At 33.8% G+C, this 18,479-nt stretch carries 16 protein-coding genes and 1 pseudogene; all 17 read right to left on the bottom strand.

The features are described 5' to 3' along the window. Positions 1-75: 75 nt before the first annotated feature. Positions 76-879, bottom strand: coding sequence for a KilA-N domain-containing protein (locus LK443_RS03120; protein WP_002843620.1), 804 nt, complete (start codon positions 877-879; stop codon positions 76-78). An 84-nt stretch (positions 880-963) separates the two neighbouring features. Beyond that, complete coding sequence (locus LK443_RS03115; RefSeq protein ID WP_227932083.1) at positions 964-2,670, bottom strand: DNA topoisomerase 3; 1,707 nt, start codon at positions 2,668-2,670, stop codon at positions 964-966. Positions 2,671-2,768: 98 nt separating this feature from the next. Beyond that, on the bottom strand, positions 2,769-4,958 hold the full coding sequence (locus tag LK443_RS03110; RefSeq protein WP_227932082.1) for a CD1107 family mobile element protein: 2,190 nt from the start codon (positions 4,956-4,958) through the stop codon (positions 2,769-2,771). Continuing rightward, on the bottom strand, positions 4,936-5,172 hold the full coding sequence (locus LK443_RS03105) for a hypothetical protein (RefSeq protein ID WP_000711923.1): 237 nt from the start codon (positions 5,170-5,172) through the stop codon (positions 4,936-4,938). Before LK443_RS03105 ends, LK443_RS03110 begins: the two co-directional genes overlap by 23 nt. A 12-nt stretch (positions 5,173-5,184) precedes the next feature. Then, the gene (locus tag LK443_RS03100; RefSeq protein ID WP_227932081.1) at positions 5,185-7,317 is read right to left on the bottom strand and encodes a CHAP domain-containing protein; all 2,133 of its coding nucleotides are present in this window, start codon (positions 7,315-7,317) and stop codon (positions 5,185-5,187) included. A gap of 4 nt (positions 7,318-7,321) precedes the next feature. After that, a complete protein-coding gene (locus LK443_RS03095; protein ID WP_227932080.1) occupies positions 7,322-9,751 on the bottom strand; it encodes a VirB4-like conjugal transfer ATPase, CD1110 family in 2,430 nt (809 codons plus the stop codon). Beyond that, the gene (locus tag LK443_RS03090) at positions 9,663-10,052 is read right to left on the bottom strand and encodes a PrgI family protein (protein ID WP_227932079.1); all 390 of its coding nucleotides are present in this window, start codon (positions 10,050-10,052) and stop codon (positions 9,663-9,665) included. The genes LK443_RS03095 and LK443_RS03090 overlap by 89 nt, the downstream gene beginning before the upstream one ends. A 3-nt stretch (positions 10,053-10,055) precedes the next feature. Further along, positions 10,056-10,319: a hypothetical protein gene (locus LK443_RS03085; RefSeq protein ID WP_047200001.1), complete on the bottom strand. Its 264-nt coding sequence runs from the start codon at positions 10,317-10,319 to the stop codon at positions 10,056-10,058. Positions 10,320-10,336: 17 nt separating this feature from the next. Then, positions 10,337-11,200: a VirB6/TrbL-like conjugal transfer protein, CD1112 family gene (locus LK443_RS03080; protein ID WP_050139227.1), complete on the bottom strand. Its 864-nt coding sequence runs from the start codon at positions 11,198-11,200 to the stop codon at positions 10,337-10,339. Between the two features lie 19 nt (positions 11,201-11,219). After that, positions 11,220-11,303 (bottom strand): annotated as a pseudogene (locus tag LK443_RS03075) (Maff2 family mobile element protein); the annotation flags it as partial. 3 nt (positions 11,304-11,306) lie between these two features. Beyond that, complete coding sequence (locus tag LK443_RS03070) at positions 11,307-12,953, bottom strand: recombinase family protein (protein ID WP_070738750.1); 1,647 nt, start codon at positions 12,951-12,953, stop codon at positions 11,307-11,309. A gap of 3 nt (positions 12,954-12,956) precedes the next feature. Then, complete coding sequence (locus LK443_RS03065) at positions 12,957-13,181, bottom strand: hypothetical protein (protein ID WP_227932078.1); 225 nt, start codon at positions 13,179-13,181, stop codon at positions 12,957-12,959. 153 nt (positions 13,182-13,334) lie between these two features. Next, complete coding sequence (locus LK443_RS03060; protein WP_227932077.1) at positions 13,335-14,036, bottom strand: replisome organizer; 702 nt, start codon at positions 14,034-14,036, stop codon at positions 13,335-13,337. A gap of 82 nt (positions 14,037-14,118) precedes the next feature. Continuing rightward, positions 14,119-15,189: a PDDEXK nuclease domain-containing protein gene (locus tag LK443_RS03055; protein ID WP_227932076.1), complete on the bottom strand. Its 1,071-nt coding sequence runs from the start codon at positions 15,187-15,189 to the stop codon at positions 14,119-14,121. Between the two features lie 431 nt (positions 15,190-15,620). After that, positions 15,621-16,142, bottom strand: coding sequence for a PcfB family protein (locus tag LK443_RS03050; protein WP_227932075.1), 522 nt, complete (start codon positions 16,140-16,142; stop codon positions 15,621-15,623). A 182-nt stretch (positions 16,143-16,324) separates the two neighbouring features. Then, the gene (locus LK443_RS03045) at positions 16,325-16,498 is read right to left on the bottom strand and encodes a hypothetical protein (RefSeq protein ID WP_227932074.1); all 174 of its coding nucleotides are present in this window, start codon (positions 16,496-16,498) and stop codon (positions 16,325-16,327) included. A gap of 73 nt (positions 16,499-16,571) precedes the next feature. Then, complete coding sequence (gene mobQ, locus LK443_RS03040) at positions 16,572-18,206, bottom strand: MobQ family relaxase (RefSeq protein ID WP_227932073.1); 1,635 nt, start codon at positions 18,204-18,206, stop codon at positions 16,572-16,574. Positions 18,207-18,479: the final 273 nt, after the last annotated feature.

Raw genomic sequence — 18,479 nt, 5'->3', positions numbered from 1 at the left:
CCTTCTTTTTTTACAAACAAAAAAGGCGGTTAGATTTTACTCTAATCACCTTTGTAATAATATTGCATTATCATCCTATTTCAGCTTTTTAATTGATTCACTCTCGGATAATATCTTCATCTGTTCAATTGCTATTGAATTTAGTTTTTCCAGTCTTTCAGATTGACTCATGCCCTCATTTATAAATACCGCATTAAGATTTTCAAGATTAGAAAGGCATACAAGCTGCGATATATCTGCATAATCTCTAATATTTCCTTTCAAATCCGGATTTTCATCACGCCATTCTTTCGCTGTTATTCCAAACAAAGAAACATTAAGAATATCTGCCTCACTTGCATAAATAAAGTTAATTTTTTCTTTTGAAAGTTTTTCAGGTACAAGTTTATTTTTAATGGCATCTGTATGAATCCTATAATTGATTTTTGCCAAATTCCTTTTTATATCCCAGCCTAACTTCTTTTGTTCTTCTTCCTTTAGGCGTTCAAATTCTTTAATCAAATACAATTTAAAGTATGGAGATACCCAAGAAGCAAACTCAAATGCTATATCTTTGTGAGCATAAGTTCCGCCATATCTTCCTGCTCTCGCAACTATACCGATAGAATTCGTTTTTTCTACCCACTGCTTAACAGATAAAATAAATCGGTTAAATCCTGCTTCATTTTTAATTCCCTCGAATTCGGGGGAATTAAAATTTGTATTATACATTTCTTCCCAAATACCTAAAAACTCTATTGTATTCTTGTTTCTAAGCCATTTTTCTATTAAAGCAGAGCCGTTCTCAATATTTCTAACCATATCTGTCAAAGAAATGTAGTCCCTATTATCTATGGCAATAATGCTGATTTCTGAACCTTCAACATTTATTTTAGACACATAATCACCTCTCAATCATTAAATTGATTACCTTATATTATAGCATTTTTAGGGCATTTTTTCCACCTTGAAATTGGTAGTGTTTTACTTGCTATAAGTTGAAACTACTTCCTTTATCTCATTTTCAATCGCCTCTAAAAATTCTTTCTTTGAAGATTTTCCCTGTGCAATATCCGATAACTCCATTTCCCACTTTGCTGTTGTTTCTGCCGATTTAAATGTATCGGCTACAATAGTTACAAGGCTGATTCCTTTATATGTAGCAATAAGATTCTTTTTATCTCTTTCTACAAAACCTTTAAAGATTAAATTTTCAATGATTCCTGCTCTTGTTGCAGGTGTTCCAAGTCCTTTTCGCTCAACTTCTACACCTTTTTCCAATGCGTCATTTCCTGCAAGCTCCATCGCCTTTAGAAGAAGATCTTCCGTAAAATGTTTAGCCGGTGATGTGTATTTTTCTTTTATCTCTTTGTTCTTAATATCAAGACTATAACCAATCTTTACATCCGGAAGCACTGTAGCTTCATTTTTCTTTTTTGCATATTCGTTTAGGTATTTGGTAAAGCCCTCATTTACAATCACCTTTCCACTACTTGTAAATTCAAATCCATCAAATTCAGCCACAATCTTCGTTGTATTCTCAATTAAAGGATAGCCTACACTTGCATGTAGCTTATTTAAAATAAGTTCATATACCTTAAATTCACTTTCCGGAAGAGAAGTTAAGTCCCCATTCATACTGCTTGCTGTCGGTATAATCGCATGATGGTCTGTAACCTTTTTAGAATTAAATACCGTCTTGATACGCCCTGTGTCAAAATCATTCTTTCCTAAAATGTTATTAACCGTACTTACAATCATATCTTCAGTAAGGCATCTGCTGTCTGTTCTTGGATAGGTAATCAGTTTCTTTTCGTAAAGACTTTGAGCATAATCAAGTGTCTGCTTAGCTGAGTATCCAAAATATTTATTGCACTCTCTTTGAAGCGTTGTCAGGTCAAATGGCAGCTCAGGCTTTGTTATCTTTTCCTTTTGAATAACATCGGTAATTTCTATCTTATCGCCTACTAAATTTAAGAGCTGTTCCGCTGTTATTTCATCATCAATTCTATCTGTTGATAGTGTAAAACCATTCATAGAAAGTTCGACTGTAAAATATTTTTCTTTCTTGAAATTGGCTATCTCATCATCTCTATTTACAATCATTGCAAGGGTAGGTGTTTGAACTCTGCCCACACTGTAATTTTGCTTGTATAGACACGAATACAGTCTGCTTAAATTCATTCCCACAAGCCAATCTGCAATCGCCCTTGCTTGTGATGATTCAAATAGATTATCGTAAAAACTTCCGTCTTTCAGGTTATCAAAGCCCTCCTTTATGGCACTATCTTCCATTGATGAAATCCAAAGGCGTTTCATCTGCTTTTTACAATTTGCCTGATTGTAGACAAGTCTGAAGATGGCTTCTCCTTCACGCCCTGCATCGCAGGCATTTATCACGATGTCTATATCCTTACCATTCATCAGCTTTTTAAGAATCGTAAATTGTTTCTTTGTGGACTTTGCAATCTCATACTTATATTCTTTTGGGATAATCGGTAAATCAGCCATATTCCACTTCGCATATTTTTCATCATAACTATCAGGATTTGCCATTTGAATTAAATGTCCAACACACCAGCTTACCTTGTATCCGTTTCCTTCATAATATCCGTCTTTCTTTTTTGTAGCTCCAATCACTTTTGCAATAGAGATTGCAACACTTGGTTTTTCAGCAATTACAAGTTTCATATATATTTATCCTCCTGTTTTTCAAAATAAGAGGGCGAAAGATTTTACTCTCTCGCCCTGTATTTTGCCCCAAATATTGTATAGTTTTAGGTGCAAATCTACTCTAACTCATCATCTTCTTTATCTTCTGTTTCTGTTTCATCTGTTTCATTTTCACTTTCTTCTGCCTCCGAAAAGAAATCATCATCTTCCTCCTCAAAGCCTTCAAGCTCCTTATCTTCTTTTTTCTTAATGACCTTGAAATAATATCCTGCCCCTAATGCTCCTGCTACTACAAGAATGAGAATTAAGTAAGTTCCCATATTGCTGCTTTCTTCTTTTTTTACTGGCTTAGGTTCTTCTTTTTCAGGTTCTTCCTTTTTAATTTCCTGTTTCGGAGCTTCTTTCTTTTCAACCATATTGAGAAGATCATCTTCTGATACTTCTGTTAGGAGCATGACATTCTCGCTATCCTCATCGTGATTGATGATTAAATGAAAGGTCTTGCCATTCTTAGTAGTAAAGGTAACAAACTGTCTTGCATCAGCAGAATATTTATCCGTTTCTTTATTATCTTTACTGTCATTATGGTGAATTGGATAATCCTTGTTCGCATTATCCTTATTTTCCGTAACAGTTCCTCGTGCCTTTGATGGAGCAGAAGCAACTCCTTTATTGGTATTTACATTCTTACTTGAACCATCCATAGAGGAATCCTGACCGCTGTTATTGGCAGGTTGTTTCGGTGTCAGCTTATTGGGATAACGAACTTCTTTTTCTTTGCCATTATTCTTACCAATATTTGTGTCCTTTGTAATCTTTCCTGTATTATCCTGTGATGATGAGCCTTTACCCGTATCACTTACAGATGTTTGAGGAAAGTTTCCTGTTCCTGTTTTCATTCCGGAGATAGGGCTGATTGGTGTTACAGTAGGATTATGCGTAACTGTAGCCTTGCCAACCTCATTCGTCTTTTTCTCAAGCTCCTTAATTTTCTCAGTTAGCTTCTCAATCTCCTTTTTCATATCTGCCGATAAGTCCTTATCGTCTTTGCCCTTTTCAAGTTTTTCCTTCAGCTTATCTATTTTTTCCTCAAGGTCTTTGATTTTCTCCTTTTGCTTGTCGCTTAATTTATCCTTGTCCTTAATCTCCTGACTTAGCTTATCAAGTTTTTCCTGAAGTTCCTTAGATTCCTTTTCCATTTTGGAAATATCATCTTTGCTAAGCTCTGTTTGAGTTCCCTTATCTTCTGTTTTTGGCTTTTCCGTCTGCGTCTGAGCATTACTTTCTAACTTCTTTACAATTCGGATAATACTATCGCTTCCATCACCTTTTACTGTGTAGCTTACAAAATCGTCATTAAAACTCATATTATCAGGAAGCATTTCAAGGTCAGACGCATCAATCATCTGATTTTTGTCAAAGAAAGCTGAATACTCCTTATATACCTTTCCGTCCTGATATTGATATTTGACCTTTACTTCACTTTTTGTCTGACTTTCCTGATCCTTTGTATCCTTATTATCTGTTTGAGCTGACGCATTCGCTACCCTCTTATATAAATCCTCTAAAGGTAATTCAAGGTATGGTACACCGGTATGAAATCTGTTCCATGTTTCAATAATCAGCTTGTCCTTAACAATCTTAATTTCTTTTACATTATTGATATTGGGATTTGCTTCCTTTACTCTGCCAATAATAGCGTTCTTTGTTTCCTCTTTAAGCTCTCCCTCATAGTCAACTGTTACTTTCTCAATTTTTCTATTTAACTGTAAAACAGGGCAGGTATAGACAATGACATTTACTTTCTTTCCTTTTACGGTTCGCTCTTCCGCATTTTCTGTAATATCTCCAATATAGTAATTATCTTTATCTCTTGGAGAAACGATACTTGTAAAAGCACCTGTCCCTACATTATGAATTCGATAATAAGGATAAGTTTTCTTTGTCATATATCTTAGATCATCTAACTCATTTTCCTTGTCCATGTTCTCATTGGTAAAGGTTTCATTATACTTATCGACAACCACACCGCCCTTTTCTTCAAAGGATTTTGATAAGGAAAACTTAAAGTTCAATGGCTGACCTTCTTTATTTTCTTTTCCTACATAATAAAATCCTCTAAAGGTGTCATCTGAAGTATGATCCTCAAATTTCAGTTCATAATATGTTTCATATTTTTCAGGCGGTTCATTTGACGCAAATACTGTCTTTGCACCAACTTTTAACACCCCTAAAACTCCACCCATTAACAGGGTAAAAGCTACAACAATAGCTGTAATTCTTTTATTTTTCAAACTGGTTTTCATTTGTTTTCTCCTTTTTCACTTCTGCTTTTTCTCTGTTTACTTTTGCCATTAAATCACTGATTGTAATGTTGTTCTTTCTGCAAATGGCAATAATTTCTTCGTTTTCAAGTTCTTCCTCACGAATGAACAAAGGCTCCAATTCTTCATCAATCAGAGCCTTTTTATCCTTTAACTTCTTTATTCTGTTTTTTACTGCTGTCAGTTCTTTTTTCAAATTGTGTCCTCCTTATCTGTTTACATTTGGCGGAAAGCCGAAGCCTACTGGATGGTGCTTGCAGAAAGTTGCTATCCAATCATCTAAAGTTGTTACTCTGATTCGACCGATATTATCTATTACCTTGCCATCGCCTATATAAATTCCTACATGACCATAGGTAAGTCCTGCTGTACTTCCACTACTACTGCTTTCAACTGCAATAAGCATTCCTACCTTGAGTTTTGATTTATCTGATGTAAAGGTGTGGTTTCGGTACATATCACAGGCATTTCCTCCGATATATCCAAGTCCTGCATTTTGATAAACCTGCGATACCCACATAGCACACCAGCCTGCACCCGGAGATGGCGTAATGTATGCAGCATTTACAATCTTCTTTTGAACTTCCGTAGAAGCTTCATATTCTTTTCCACCTCCGATACCTCCATTGGAAGCAATAAGGTCGCTATTACCAAAGGCTTCTCCCATATTGCCTTGAGCAAGGAATAAAGCTTCATAGTGTTTCAGATTGTCAGGATAGTTTGCAAAGACTTCCTTTATAATGCTGTCCATTTCCCTTTTATGAAGGGTTACAATGAGTTTCTTGTACTCGTAAGGTTCTTCATGGCTTTCGGTATATTCATTTCCATCTTCATCGGTATAGGTTTCTGTAACTGTCCTGTATCTGATTTCTACTTCTTCCTTATACTCAAGGTCATACATGGACTTAAAAAGCTCATTTAATACAGAGCTTACTTCCGATACATTCTTTACTTCTCCGCACCTTGATGTAATGTAGGATAAAAGCTCATGGACATTATGCCCGATGTACTCTGTGTTATTTAGGATGTACTCGTCATATCCGGGATAATTCTCTTTGACATGATCAACCTCGTTTTGAAGCTCACTTTCCATAGCGGAAAAGTTCTGATTGATTTCATTTAGGACATTTGGCTTTGACAAATAGCTTGTTGTAAGAACAGAACTTGTGGAGTTCATAAAGCCTGTCATTCCCGTTCCTGCAAAGTTGATAAAGAAAGTTCCCAAAATAATAAGACCTATGAAAATAATCATAAGTCCCTTCGCTTTTCTTAATATAACTTCCTTTGAACTTTTAAGACTTCCTATAAGCCCTTCCTTAATGCGATCTCTAAGCCTTGACTTATTCTGCCTTTTAATGGAATCTTTCATCTGCTTTCGCTTTTGAAATCGCTTAAAGTTATTTGCTTTTTGATACTCCTGTGTCTTTTTCAGTTCTTCTTTGGCATCTCGAAACTCTAACTTGGATTTTCGCTTTCTAATTTTATAGTCCTTATTCGTAAGGTCATATCCTTTTTTTGCTCTTTTCTTATCTGAATAGTTCTTAATGCCATGAATGAGTTTTGAGCTTGTGTCGGCTGTTTTTTCTCCTGCCTCTACACCTTGATTTTCATCACTTCCATGTGATAAGTAATCTCTTACGGTTTCACTTCCTTTAGCAAGTCCTGATAAAGCGGACACCTTAGAAGCCTTATCCCTAAAAGTTCTTTCCTGTTCTTTAGAAAGCCTGTTTTTCTTTTCTCTATCCAGAATGGCTTCTTTTCCCCTTTTTTTACTGTCCGCCTTTTCCTCTTTGGCTTCTTTGTCCTTTTTTCTGGTATAGAGCTTATCGGAATAGTTTTTTCTCTTATAATTTTTCTTTTGAGCTTTTTGGCTTTTTGAAAAGCCTTTTGTATCTTCTACTTTATGATGAAGATTATCCTCTACATCATAGGTTGACTCAAAATAGTCGCTATCCCTAAAGTCATTGTCATATCTGTCTATAATCCCATCATTGTCGAGGTCTTTTCCTAAAGGATCATAGATTTTTCCATCTTTAACCTCAGTAATATAATCAGCTTTTCCAATTTCTTCCTGACTTACACTTCCTGTTTCAGGACTTCTATACCTTGCATTGCTTTTAGAAGTTTTCCTGTTTAATTCAGTTTCTGAACTTCTCTTACTGACCTTTTCATAAACCTTATCTTGAAATCTGTCTTTGTCATGGACGATTTTCCCTCTGTAATCATCGTTATGCTTTAACTTACTTTCTTCAGGCTCTATGCTGCCATTACTTTGCAGCCTTTCCTTTTCAATCCTTGCCCTTTGCCTTTCCTTAAAGTCCTTTTTCAGTTTCTTTCCCATAAGCCTACCTCACTTCTTCAGGCTTGGTTGTCATCTTCTGATAAAGGATTGTGTCTTTCGGGAACTTATCAAGGAAAGGAACAATGGTATTTCCAAAGAACAAAAGTCCTTCCCCTGCATTGGAATTGGTTACATATTTTAGCTGTGGCTGTGATATTTTAAGTTTCCTTGCTAAAATTTCTCTATCGCCGCTTGCTTGATTAAGCATTAAGACAAAGTCCGTATTGTCAAAGATATTTTCTATCTCCTTACTCATCAGTAGGTCTTTGACATTCTGTGTAATGCCTGTCGGGATTCCTCCCCACTTACGAAATCTTTTCCAAATCTCTACGGAATAGGAAGCTGTCTGCTCGTCTTTTAAAAGCAAGTGAAACTCGTCGATATAGTACCTTGTAGCCTTATTTCCTCTGTTTTGCGATACCTTATTCCACACCTGATCCTGAATAACAAGCATTCCGATTTTTTTAAGCTGACTTCCAAGTTCCTTAATATCAAAACAAAGAAGCTGCTTATTTAAGTCCACATTGGACTGATGGTTAAATACATTAAGAGAGCCTGTTACATAAATCTCCATTTCCGTTGCCAGTTTTTTGCCGACTTTTTCTTCCTGATTTTTTAACATATCATACAGGTTTTGAAGAATAGGCATATTCCAAGGCTTTGGATTTTCAAAATACTTTTCATAAATCTTAGGTAGGCATCTATCTATAACCGACTTTTCTTCTGCCGTAAGACCGCTACCACCTACTACAAGCTCAAGCATTGACATAATGAAGTTTGCCTTATCTTTCAGCGGTGCGTCCCCATCGCCATAGTTCATATTTATATCTAAAGGATTGAGATAGTCTTTTGACTTACTGCTGACCTTTATGACTTCTCCTTTAAACTGACGCACAAGGTTTCCATACTCGCCCTCCGGATCGCAGATAATAACATCGTCATCGGTTGTAAGAATGGCATTTGCCATTTCTCTTTTTGCACTAAAGGACTTACCGCTTCCCGGAGTTCCGAGAATTAGACCGTTTGGATTTTTCAGTTTCTTTCTGTCTGCCATAATCAGGTTATGACTTAGGGCATTTAGTCCATAGTACAAACTGTTCGCCGAATTTATGAAAAGCTCCTCTGTGGTAAAAGGCATAAATACTGCCGTAGATGATGAGGTTAGTCCTCTGTCAATTTCAATCTTATTTACCCCAAGTGGAAGTACACTGATTAAGCCCTGCTCTTGGGAATGGTCAAGCCTTTTTAACTTGCAATTATGCTGATTGGCAATAGAGCTGATTTGAGAAATGGTATTGTCCAGCTTTTGAATTGTCCTTGCAAAGTTCATAAAGATAATGGTTACAACAAACATTCTTTCATCTCTTGTCTGAAGATCTTTTAAGAGGCTTTTTACATCTTCCCCATAGGTGATTAAATCACTTGGAAGAATGTCCATATCATATCCCGACCTTACAGCCTTTTTGTTTTCCTCAATCTTCATCTTGTCAATATCGGTATTTTTCCTTTTTACCATCTTGATGGCTTCTGACTGTTCGATTGCCTTGATGTGAAAAGAAATATTGATGTTATCATCTATATCCAAAAACTCGGCAAGCATACGGTCTGAAAGCTCACTTGCAAGGATTTGAAAATGACTTGCTGCTCCGATAAATTTTCCAAACTTAAAATACCTTGACGGTGTAAAGTTAAATTCATCAGGAGCAATGTATGTCTTTGTGCTTTCTTTCTTCTTTAAGTCCTTATATGAAAATTCAAAGGTCTTATTCGGATTTAAAACATCATGAAGTATCTTTAGCCTTTCCTCTCCGTTAAGGCTTTCTGCTCTTACTCCCATACTTTTAAGACTCGATAATATATCTATCTCCAGTCTTTCCAGTTTTGATGTTGCCTGCTCTAAATTATCCGCTTCCACCGTAAAGGTTACATACTTTGATTTTTTCAGTCCGTTATTTCCCTTTACAATCTGACTTTTCAGCATTTCTCTAAACTCAAGGCGAATATCGTCAAACCCGTCCTTTTTATCCGGTATTTGAATAGCTGATTTCATTTCTTCATTTCTGCCAAGCTGATTAATATATGAAAACTCTATGCTGACACTTGGATCAAAGGAATTAAGAAAATTTGCAAACTGATTAAAAATCAAATCTCTATCTTCTTCTAAGGCAAGCTGATAGTTTATATCCTCAAAGGCAATACTCTTATTAAAATGCTTTTCATCAATCTGACATATCCCGCTTTTTAAGAGTCTAAGATAGGGAATGGTATCTTCAACAGTGTATCTTTTCGGTTCTTTCCTAAAGATAAGGTCAAGTAATCCGCCCCTGTCTTTTTTAGACTTTCCCTTATTTTGCTTTAAGTCCTGTTTTTGACTTCTTAACTTCTTTTGATTTTGTTCTAACTTTAGCTGCTGAATCTTTCTTTTGTCTTTCAAGGTAAACCTCCTTTCTCACTCTTTTTTGTGGCTGATAAAATTTATGAAGGTAAATATACTTAAAGTATTTCTCAAAGCTAAGTCCGTCCTTTTCAAAAAGAGTGATAAAAAATATTGGGAGAGTAGACACAATGAGAAAGATGACTGCTATATCATTTGGAACAACCTTTCGCATAAATAAATAGATTGGTATTCCAATCAGTCCTGCAATCGTAAAACCGATAAGCTGTCTTTTCGTCAAGTTGAATGCTACCTTTGTTTTTACCTTCTTTAAGTCTTTTGGGATAGGTACATACGCCATAACTTACCTCCCATCTTCTTTACCCTTTGAAAGCTCCTCTATATGCTCATATACGGAGCCGATTTCTTCCTGAATGCTTGCAATCTGTTCATTTGTACTTCTGTTATATCTTTCCTGCATTAGACAAAAATCATTATGGCAGCGACCGATGTCCTTTGTTCTTTCTTCCAAGTCATTCACTTTGCTGTGAAGCCTGATTCTATCCATCACTGCCAAAATACCTGTTCCAACTGCTACTGCTATCAATACTGTTTTTCTTTTGTTCATCATATCTATCCTTTCTTTTAGTGTGCATTTAATACGCTTTTGGCCAGTGTTCCGCTCTTTAGCATCATTAACCCCAGCAAAACCGCATATCCAAGTATCGTAAAGGTACTTGTGTGTATATCTGTTATCTGTATTGTCTTAACTAATACTGCGTATATTCCAAGACAAACCATTAAAAAGAGTCCTTGTAGTCCTATGGCAAATAAGCCTTTGATATAGTTCGTTCCAATCTGTCCCCACTCTTTGTTTCCCATTGTGGCAAATGGAATGGCTGAAACGGATGAGTAAACATAAATTTCAAACATTCTTCCGTACACTACAAGCATAATCACAATGGAAATGACCTGTATTGCCACCTTTATGAGCGAGGTTTCAAAGAGTATCATGACAAGCTCTCCAAGACCTTTTTCCTTTAAGCCTTCTACCATCGTTACAATCTGATCTCCGGAGATAACGGCAGAGGTATTGATAACCCCTGCCGCTTTATTTACCATGTGCTGTGCCACATCAAAGACTGCCATAGAAAACTGAAAAGCATGAGACACTAACCATACGGCAATCCACATCTTTATGATGTATTTGAAAAATTCAAAGGTATCCGTATCGTGCATATTGTTCTTTTGCATAACCATATTGATAAGCTCGATACAAAGGACTGCCGTAATGATTAGCCCTGCAATGGGAATGATAACGGAATCGTTAATGCTTTTAATAAAACTGAAAACCTGACCGTTCCACCCCATTGGTGTCTTTCCCACATCCGTTGCAATCGCACCAACTTTATCGTTGATGTCAAGAAACATGGACTCAAGATTTGCTTGGATACCGCCCAGTAGAAGGTCTTTGAAAAACTCCTCTATCTTGTCGAATATCCCAAACATTTAATTTCTCCTTTTCTTCTTACTTGAGTACATTTGCAAGTAGTGGAATTAATTTAATACCGATTAGTACAATTCCCCCACCAGCCATAAGCTGCTTTATGCCTAATTAGAGATTGTAAAATACTTGTAGTGTGTCTGTATTTCCTATGAAATTGTAGTAAATATCAATTGTTTGGGTGATTTCTCCATTCACTACTTCTTTTTCGTGAACATAGATTTTTGAGATGAGTTCGTTTAAGGTTTCTTTGTCCAGCTTCTTTATATCCCTATGTTTTTTTATGAGTTCAATCCATTTTTTAACATTAATATCTTCAAGATCTTCTTTGACAATCAATTTTTGATTATCTTTTATTCTTTGATTTAGATAATCTTGTTCGTTTTGTGATTTTTCAAGAATTTTTTGGAAGTTACTTTCACTTATCTTATTGTCTAGCCAGTCATCATATAATCTTTCAATCTTTTTAGTTAAGTCTTCTACTCTTATTTGATCTTCGTAAATCTTATCCATAATAAATTTTTGTTCTTCTTCATTATCAATTTCTCGTGATTTTTCAAGTGCTTTTATAATTTCTTTTTCATCTTTTAATGCTATTTCTGCATTTTTTCTAATATCCTTAAGCACTATCTCATAAAGAGTATCGTAATAAATTCTATGTTGACTACATAATGACTTTCCGTATCTTCTATAAGTGTTACAAGTGAGTAACTTTTCTCTTTTTTTCGATTTGTTTCTTCCAAGATTTAAAGATTTTCCACAATCGGGACATTTCACAATGCCTGCAAATATGCTTTCTTCTCCATTTTTAAATGGTCTTCTCCTGCTCTTTAATTTTTCATTTGCTATATTATAAATATCTTCAGAAATAATTGGTTCGTGTGTATTTTCTACTATTATCCATTCCTCTTTAGGTTTATCGGATAACCAACCTACTTTGAATTTATAATTAACTTTTTGACTAGCAATATGACCAATATAAACTGGGTTTTCAATAATTTCTTTTAGGGTTGTGCAGTCCCACCAATACTCTCCACCATCTACGGTCATTTCTAACTTAGTTTTTTTATTTCTAAGTCCTTTTTTTCTATTCCACCAGGTAGGTGTAGGTATTTTTTCTTCAAAAAGTCTTCTTCTAATTGCTTGTACTCCATAACCACTAAAAGCAAGATCAAAAATTTTTTCAACAATCCATGAAGTTTCATCATCGATTACTAGTTTATGTGGATCATCATTGTCTTTCCTATATCCTATTGGAGCAAGACAACCAATAAATTTTCCTTGCCTTGCCCTTGTCATATAAGCAGATTTCATCTTTTTGGAAACATCTCTTGAATAAAACTCGTTTAAAACATTTTTAAAAGGAACTATTTCGTTGTTTTCTTGAAAGGTATCTACTCCATCATTTAAAGCTATATATCTGACATTGTTCTTTGGGAAAAAATTTTCTGTATAGTATCCAGTCTGCAAATAGTTTCTTCCAAGCCTTGATAAGTCCTTAGTGATGACTATATCCACTTTTTTATTTTCAATATCTCTAATTAGTCTTTGAAATGATGGTCTATTTGTATTTAATCCAGTATATCCATCATCTATATATACATCGTAAATACTCCAACCCCTTGATTTTACATAGTTTTCTAAAAGTTCCTTTTGGTTTTGTATGCTGGCACTCTCTCCTTTCTGCTCATCATCTTTAGATAGTCTGCAATAAATTGCAGCTTTGAATGAAAAGTGATTTGAATTTGTTTGTATCATTTCCTATTCCTCCTTATTTGAGTTTTCGGAAATAACACAACTTTCTCTAAAACTATTTTTATTATAGCACTCTTTTTTATTACTATCAATATTATATTTGTTATACTCAATTTCATTAGCCTTATTTAATTTGCTTGATTTTTTTATTAGTCTTAGAAAAGCTTCTGTGTCTGTTCTTCTATTATCATAATTTCTTTTTACAATGTATTTTGTTTGTCTTTTTGTCATAGCTTATCCTTTCATGCAATAAAAAAAGGCGATTAGATTTTTAATTTTCTAATCGCCTTTAAAGTGTCATATTTACATTTTTATTATCTCTGGCATACTTTGATACCTTTTTAGACTTAAAGTCTTTAATAATGCCTTTCCACCTCTTTTTATCTATAAAGATTCTCCTACATCATAGTTCATTTTTTTATTTCCACCTTGATGTGTTAGTTTTTCTTTATCTTCTTCATACCATTTTAAGATTGTTGCATAGTGGTTTTGATAGGTCTTGCCACTACTTTTCATGTATCTTGATAGCTTATTTATCATTATTTCTTTGTGTGAGTTTAATTTTTCTTTAAGATTTTTATATTCTTCTTTGCTTAACCTTACATTTTTGAATTCTCCATAAAAGATGGGGGTGGACTGTTCTTCTCTCCCCTTATCTATACTAACCTTATCTAATCTACCCTTACCTATACTGGGTTGACCACTTGACAACCTTTGGTTAACCAGATGACAACCAACTTTTTCTTCTGAAATATATGCTCCATTTTCCGTTTGATAAAGCTGTTGTTTCTGATCGATATACATTGTTGGCTTGTATCTGTCTTTTCTAATAAAGTTATTTATCTTCCAATGAGTAATGACGATAATTCCCTGATCAAAGACTATCACAAAGCCTTTGGTAATAAGTATTTTTAGGTCATCTTCATTAGCTCCGATAATCTTGATGATTTTCTTAGGATTATTTACAAAACCATCATCATCTGCCCTCATTGATAGATGAAAATACAGACATTGACTACTTAGTGGCATATCCAAAAATAAGTCGCTATCCACTATCTTTAGTGAAAACATTCTTTTATCTGCCATGCTCTCCTACCTTTCTTCAAATAAAAAAAGACGATAGTTTTTACTTCTACCGCCTTGTGTACATTTATTATGTTTTTAAAATTTATTTTAGTTCGTTTTCAATTTCTTCTATGGTTGGTAATGCTCCCTTTAAACTTTCAGGAATTAAGTTTTGTAGATGATATTCTGAAATTCCAATAGGCTCTCTGGAGCTTTCAGAAGCATATTTTGCCAATACATTATCCTTTGTCTTACAGATTAAAAGACCTATTGTTTGATTATCCCCATCTCCCTTTAATATATGGTTTACAGATGTTACATAGGTTCCAAGTTGTCCTATATCCGCAGGTTTAAATGCGGAAATTTTAACCTCCACAACTACATAGCAATGTAGCTTAATGTTGTAGAATAACATATCAATAAATTCTTCTGAATTTCCAACTACAAGTCTATATTCTCTGCCCACGAACGAAAAACCTGTCCCTAGTTCCAATAAGAATTTTTGAATATTATCCATCAAAGCGTCTTTCAATTCTTTTTCATCATAATTTTGCCTTATAGATATAAAGTCAAAATTATACGGATCTCTTGTCATTTCATTAGCTAAATCACTTTGGGTTGCAGGCAAATTATTTGTGAAATTTGTTATTGCTTTTCCTTGTCTCTCAAACAGATCTGTATCCAAGAAATTTAAAAGCACAGCTCTACTCCAGCTATTTTCTAATGTTTTAGATATAAAGAAAAATGCTTTATTCAAATTTCCCTCACATCTATCCATAATATATCTTTGATGTCCCCATGGGATACTAAAAATCATATTAAAATCTCCACCGACTTTAGATATTTGTAAATCGTCCACAAACTGTGGACGATTTAATGGCGAATACATTTCATAAAATTTCTTCATATATTTTAAATTAGTAACAGAAAATCCTTTAACATTGGGAATTTCATTTTTTAAATCCGAACTTAATTTTTTATAGAATCCGCTTCCCCATCTGCTTTCTGCTTTTAAGCTAATAATTTCTTCTCCTAAACTATAATAAAACTTTAGCATTTCAGAATTGACCGAAACTGCTGCTTTAAGTTGCCTGCTTGTATATGATTTTTTTATTTTCTCAAGCATTTTTATATATTCACTATCTCCTACAATAGCTAAATCTTTTTTATTCATTCTCATCACTCCAATCTGATTTTCTTTATTTTATCTATTTCTTGCTCCAATGGTGGGAGTTTTAATCTTTTTATCACAATCAGCTTACGGTAAACAAGCTCATTTTATCATTACACATTTAGTTTAATTAATGTGATTATACCAAAAACGTTAAATTTTTTCTATCTCTCCCTCTCTCTCTTTATCTATCTCTATATCTTTCTCTATCTCTATCTCTTGTCGGACATGGGTTGGACTCATTAAGGACAATGTCCTCTGTTTATTTTGTCTGTAAAAAATTCTTTTTTTAATTTTATCCAATAATATCTTTTGTTTGTTGCCATATCTGCTCCTTTCTTGATTTTCGATAATCGAAATTCTTGATTTCCGATTTTCGGAAGTCTTGTTATTGTGGTTATTTAAGGGTGTAACTTTTCGTTACTCCCTTAGATTTATCTGGTCATATCTTTTTTGCTTGGTTTTACTTTTTCTTTTACTTTCCTTTTGACTTTTTCTTTTGTCTTATCCTTGTTCTTAGATAGGTCTTTGTATTTCTTTATTTGCTTTAGGATACTTTCTTTTTCTTTTTTATTTTCTTTGGCTATGACTTGCTTAAAGGCATATTCCATTACTTTTATGTCTTTGGCTTGGAAGAATATTTCATAGTTTTTGCTTTCTTTGTTTTTCATTACTGAGAAACTTACTCCAAGTTTGTTTAGTTCTTTTTTTAAGTCTTTTAGGTCGCTTTGATCTATGCTTATATTTTCTAGTTGTCCTTTTTTGTAGAGGTCTTTTATTTTCATTTCATCGCCCATAAGGCTTTTTAGGTTTCCATTGGCTTTCTCTAAAGTTTCATTCATCTTTTTTCTTATTTCTTTGTCTAAGTTGATTGATTCTTTTGCTGCCTTTATTGTGTATGTTATTATGGTTTGTGCTGCTTGACCTGCTTCTTTGCTTATTTCTTCGTTTATCATGTTTTATCTCCTTTGTTTGAATTAAAAAAAGGGAAGTATAGGCTTTAATTTTTCTATACTTCCCTTTGCTTGTTTTTATTTTATTGTTCTTGGTGGTGGAACGCTTATTTTGATGTTTTTATATATTTCTTAGGTCTTTGTACCTTTTATACTTTTAAATAGCTTACAATGCCTTTCCACCTTTAGTAGTTTATGTGTGTTCTTTTGTCTGATAGATAGTTTTTCATGTTGGAGTGTAAAACTTGTATTTCCTCATTGCTCATTACTTTTATTTCTTCTGTGCTTTTATATGTTTTGTATGTTCCATCTTGATCTGCTTTTATGAGTTCATCTATTAGCTCTTGCCTTTTATTCATCTCTATTACCTCCTAGATCTGCCTTTATTTTCTTGGTCATATTATAGCTTGGATAAGATATTTTTACCAGGTCTTATCTTTCTTGATTTTTGTAATAGTCTTTAGTCATTTGTCTTTTTTTATTAAAGCTATCACTATCTTGCTTATATTCTTTTATCTTTTCTATGATACTTTCTTTTTCTCCTCTCTTGATTGCCTTGTCAATTTCTATTGATAGGTCGATACCATATTCTTTATTCACTACTTCTACTGCATATTTGATATGATTTATTTCCTTGTATCTTTCCCTTATCTTTTCTGACTCTGTATTTAATATATTAATTTCATCTTCTAAGCTTTTAATTTCTCCTAACCATTCTTTTTCTCTTAAATTTTTCTTTCCGCTGATTTTTTCAATTAAGTTTCTTGCCCTTATATGTTGGTCTATTTCCTTTTGATTATTCTTGTAGAAGCTTTCTTTGAATATTTTCTTGCTTTCATATTCTTGGTAGGTTGCTTTTGTTTTTCTTACAGTCTTTGCATAGGCTAAGCATTTATTAAGGTCTTCTATCTTTTGACTGTTTTCTTTTATGGTCTTATATATCTCAGTGTTTTTACTTCTTAGGGTGTTTATATGTCCTTGTAGATCTGATATGGTTTTTATTTTATTTTCTCTTAGATAATTTATTCCACTTGCATATCTTTTTAGATCATAGATTGCCTTGTTTCTTTTCCCATAAAATGATAATTCAGCTCTATTATTTTCTTGCATTTCTTGATAGAAGCTTAAATATTCATAAAGGTTAAAGAGTCCTGATTCATTTTCGATTTGCTTTTTACTTTGGTCTTTATATTCCCTATATGATTCTTTTAGCTTATCTTTAAAGCCTGCTAACCAAGATGTTATTTTCTTTATTTCATTGCCTATGTTTTTTAATAGTTCATTCTGTTTTTTTATTTCACGATTTATATCTCCTTTTTCCGTTCTTATCCCTTTTCTTTCCATTGCACTAGCACTTGCTCCTAGATGTATTGTTGGTATTTGTTTTATGCCTTGCCTTTTAAAACTCCTATGGTCTACTCTTTTTTCTATCTTGTTTTTTGATAGATATTCATTGCAAAGGTCTGAAAAATTTTCTCTCCATTTTTCTACATTGCCCTTATCATTCCAGGTTGTTAGTTCTACTTTTCTTGTCTTGGGTTTTCCATTTTTGTTTAAAACTTTTTCTCCTTTTTCATCTAGGATATATTCTTTTTTTGACTTTGCTAAGAACTCTCCTTTTTCGTTTATGGGTCGCATTATGGTCATGATATGACAATGGATATTTCCATTTTTATCTTGACTCTCACCATGAATTGCATAATCTACTATCATTCCTTGGGATGTTAGATTTTCTTTTATAAATCTTTCGACTAGGTTTTTATTTTCACTTAAAGTTAATTCTTTTGGTAGTCCTATTATGAATTGTCTTGCTAGTTGTGCATTAGAATTTTTTTCTGCCATTTCTACTTTATTCCATAAGGTAGACCTATCATTAAATTCTTTTGGTATATGATCAGGTAATATTATATTTTTTACTAATACTTTTTCTTTTCTTGTATAGTCATGGGTTACTCCGTCCCATTCATTTTTTATTTTTTCTCCACTTATATATGCTGCACTTGCTACTGCACTTTTTCCTTTTCCTCTTGATATTATGTTTACTGAAAAATGAAAACTGTCTGCCATTATATCACTTCCTTTCTTTTTTTGTTGTTTTAGGTGGAGGCTTAGAAGATTTTCTATATCCACTTTGTGAATGAGCGTTTTGAAATGATAGAATAGAAAAAGCCGACTACTGAATTAATTTTTGTTGTTTCACCCTTACGGGTACAGGCAGTTAGTCGGCTTAATTGTTTTGTTCATTTCAAATTTTAAAAGTCAAGGGCGAGCGTTAGCGAGTTTATTTACCCTTGACTTTTAAAAAGCGAATGGTTGTTGGTCTCTGCAAGGGTTTGGCTC

Source organism: Granulicatella elegans (assembly GCF_020735385.1).
Classification (GTDB): Bacteria; Bacillota; Bacilli; order Lactobacillales; family Aerococcaceae; genus Granulicatella; species Granulicatella elegans_B.
This window is presented reverse-complemented; position numbering and strand designations above follow the sequence as displayed.

Bases quoted from the DNA above. Each gene is read 5' to 3' on its own strand.
- LK443_RS03085 (WP_047200001.1), bottom strand. From the start codon at position 10,319: ATGAACAAAAGAAAAACAGTATTGATAGCAGTAGCAGTTGGAACAGGT.
- LK443_RS03050 (WP_227932075.1), bottom strand. From the start codon at position 16,142: ATGATAAACGAAGAAATAAGCAAAGAAGCAGGTCAAGCAGCACAAACC.
- LK443_RS03110 (WP_227932082.1), bottom strand. From the start codon at position 4,958: ATGAAAACCAGTTTGAAAAATAAAAGAATTACAGCTATTGTTGTAGCT.
- mobQ (WP_227932073.1), bottom strand. From the start codon at position 18,206: ATGGCAGACAGTTTTCATTTTTCAGTAAACATAATATCAAGAGGAAAA.
- LK443_RS03080 (WP_050139227.1), bottom strand. From the start codon at position 11,200: ATGTTTGGGATATTCGACAAGATAGAGGAGTTTTTCAAAGACCTTCTA.
- LK443_RS03065 (WP_227932078.1), bottom strand. From the start codon at position 13,181: ATGACAAAAAGACAAACAAAATACATTGTAAAAAGAAATTATGATAAT.
- LK443_RS03100 (WP_227932081.1), bottom strand. From the start codon at position 7,317: ATGGGAAAGAAACTGAAAAAGGACTTTAAGGAAAGGCAAAGGGCAAGG.
- LK443_RS03060 (WP_227932077.1), bottom strand. From the start codon at position 14,036: ATGGCAGATAAAAGAATGTTTTCACTAAAGATAGTGGATAGCGACTTA.
- LK443_RS03070 (WP_070738750.1), bottom strand. From the start codon at position 12,953: ATGATACAAACAAATTCAAATCACTTTTCATTCAAAGCTGCAATTTAT.
- LK443_RS03045 (WP_227932074.1), bottom strand. From the start codon at position 16,498: ATGAATAAAAGGCAAGAGCTAATAGATGAACTCATAAAAGCAGATCAA.
- LK443_RS03115 (WP_227932083.1), bottom strand. From the start codon at position 2,670: ATGAAACTTGTAATTGCTGAAAAACCAAGTGTTGCAATCTCTATTGCA.
- LK443_RS03055 (WP_227932076.1), bottom strand. From the start codon at position 15,189: ATGAATAAAAAAGATTTAGCTATTGTAGGAGATAGTGAATATATAAAA.
- LK443_RS03090 (WP_227932079.1), bottom strand. From the start codon at position 10,052: ATGGCGTATGTACCTATCCCAAAAGACTTAAAGAAGGTAAAAACAAAG.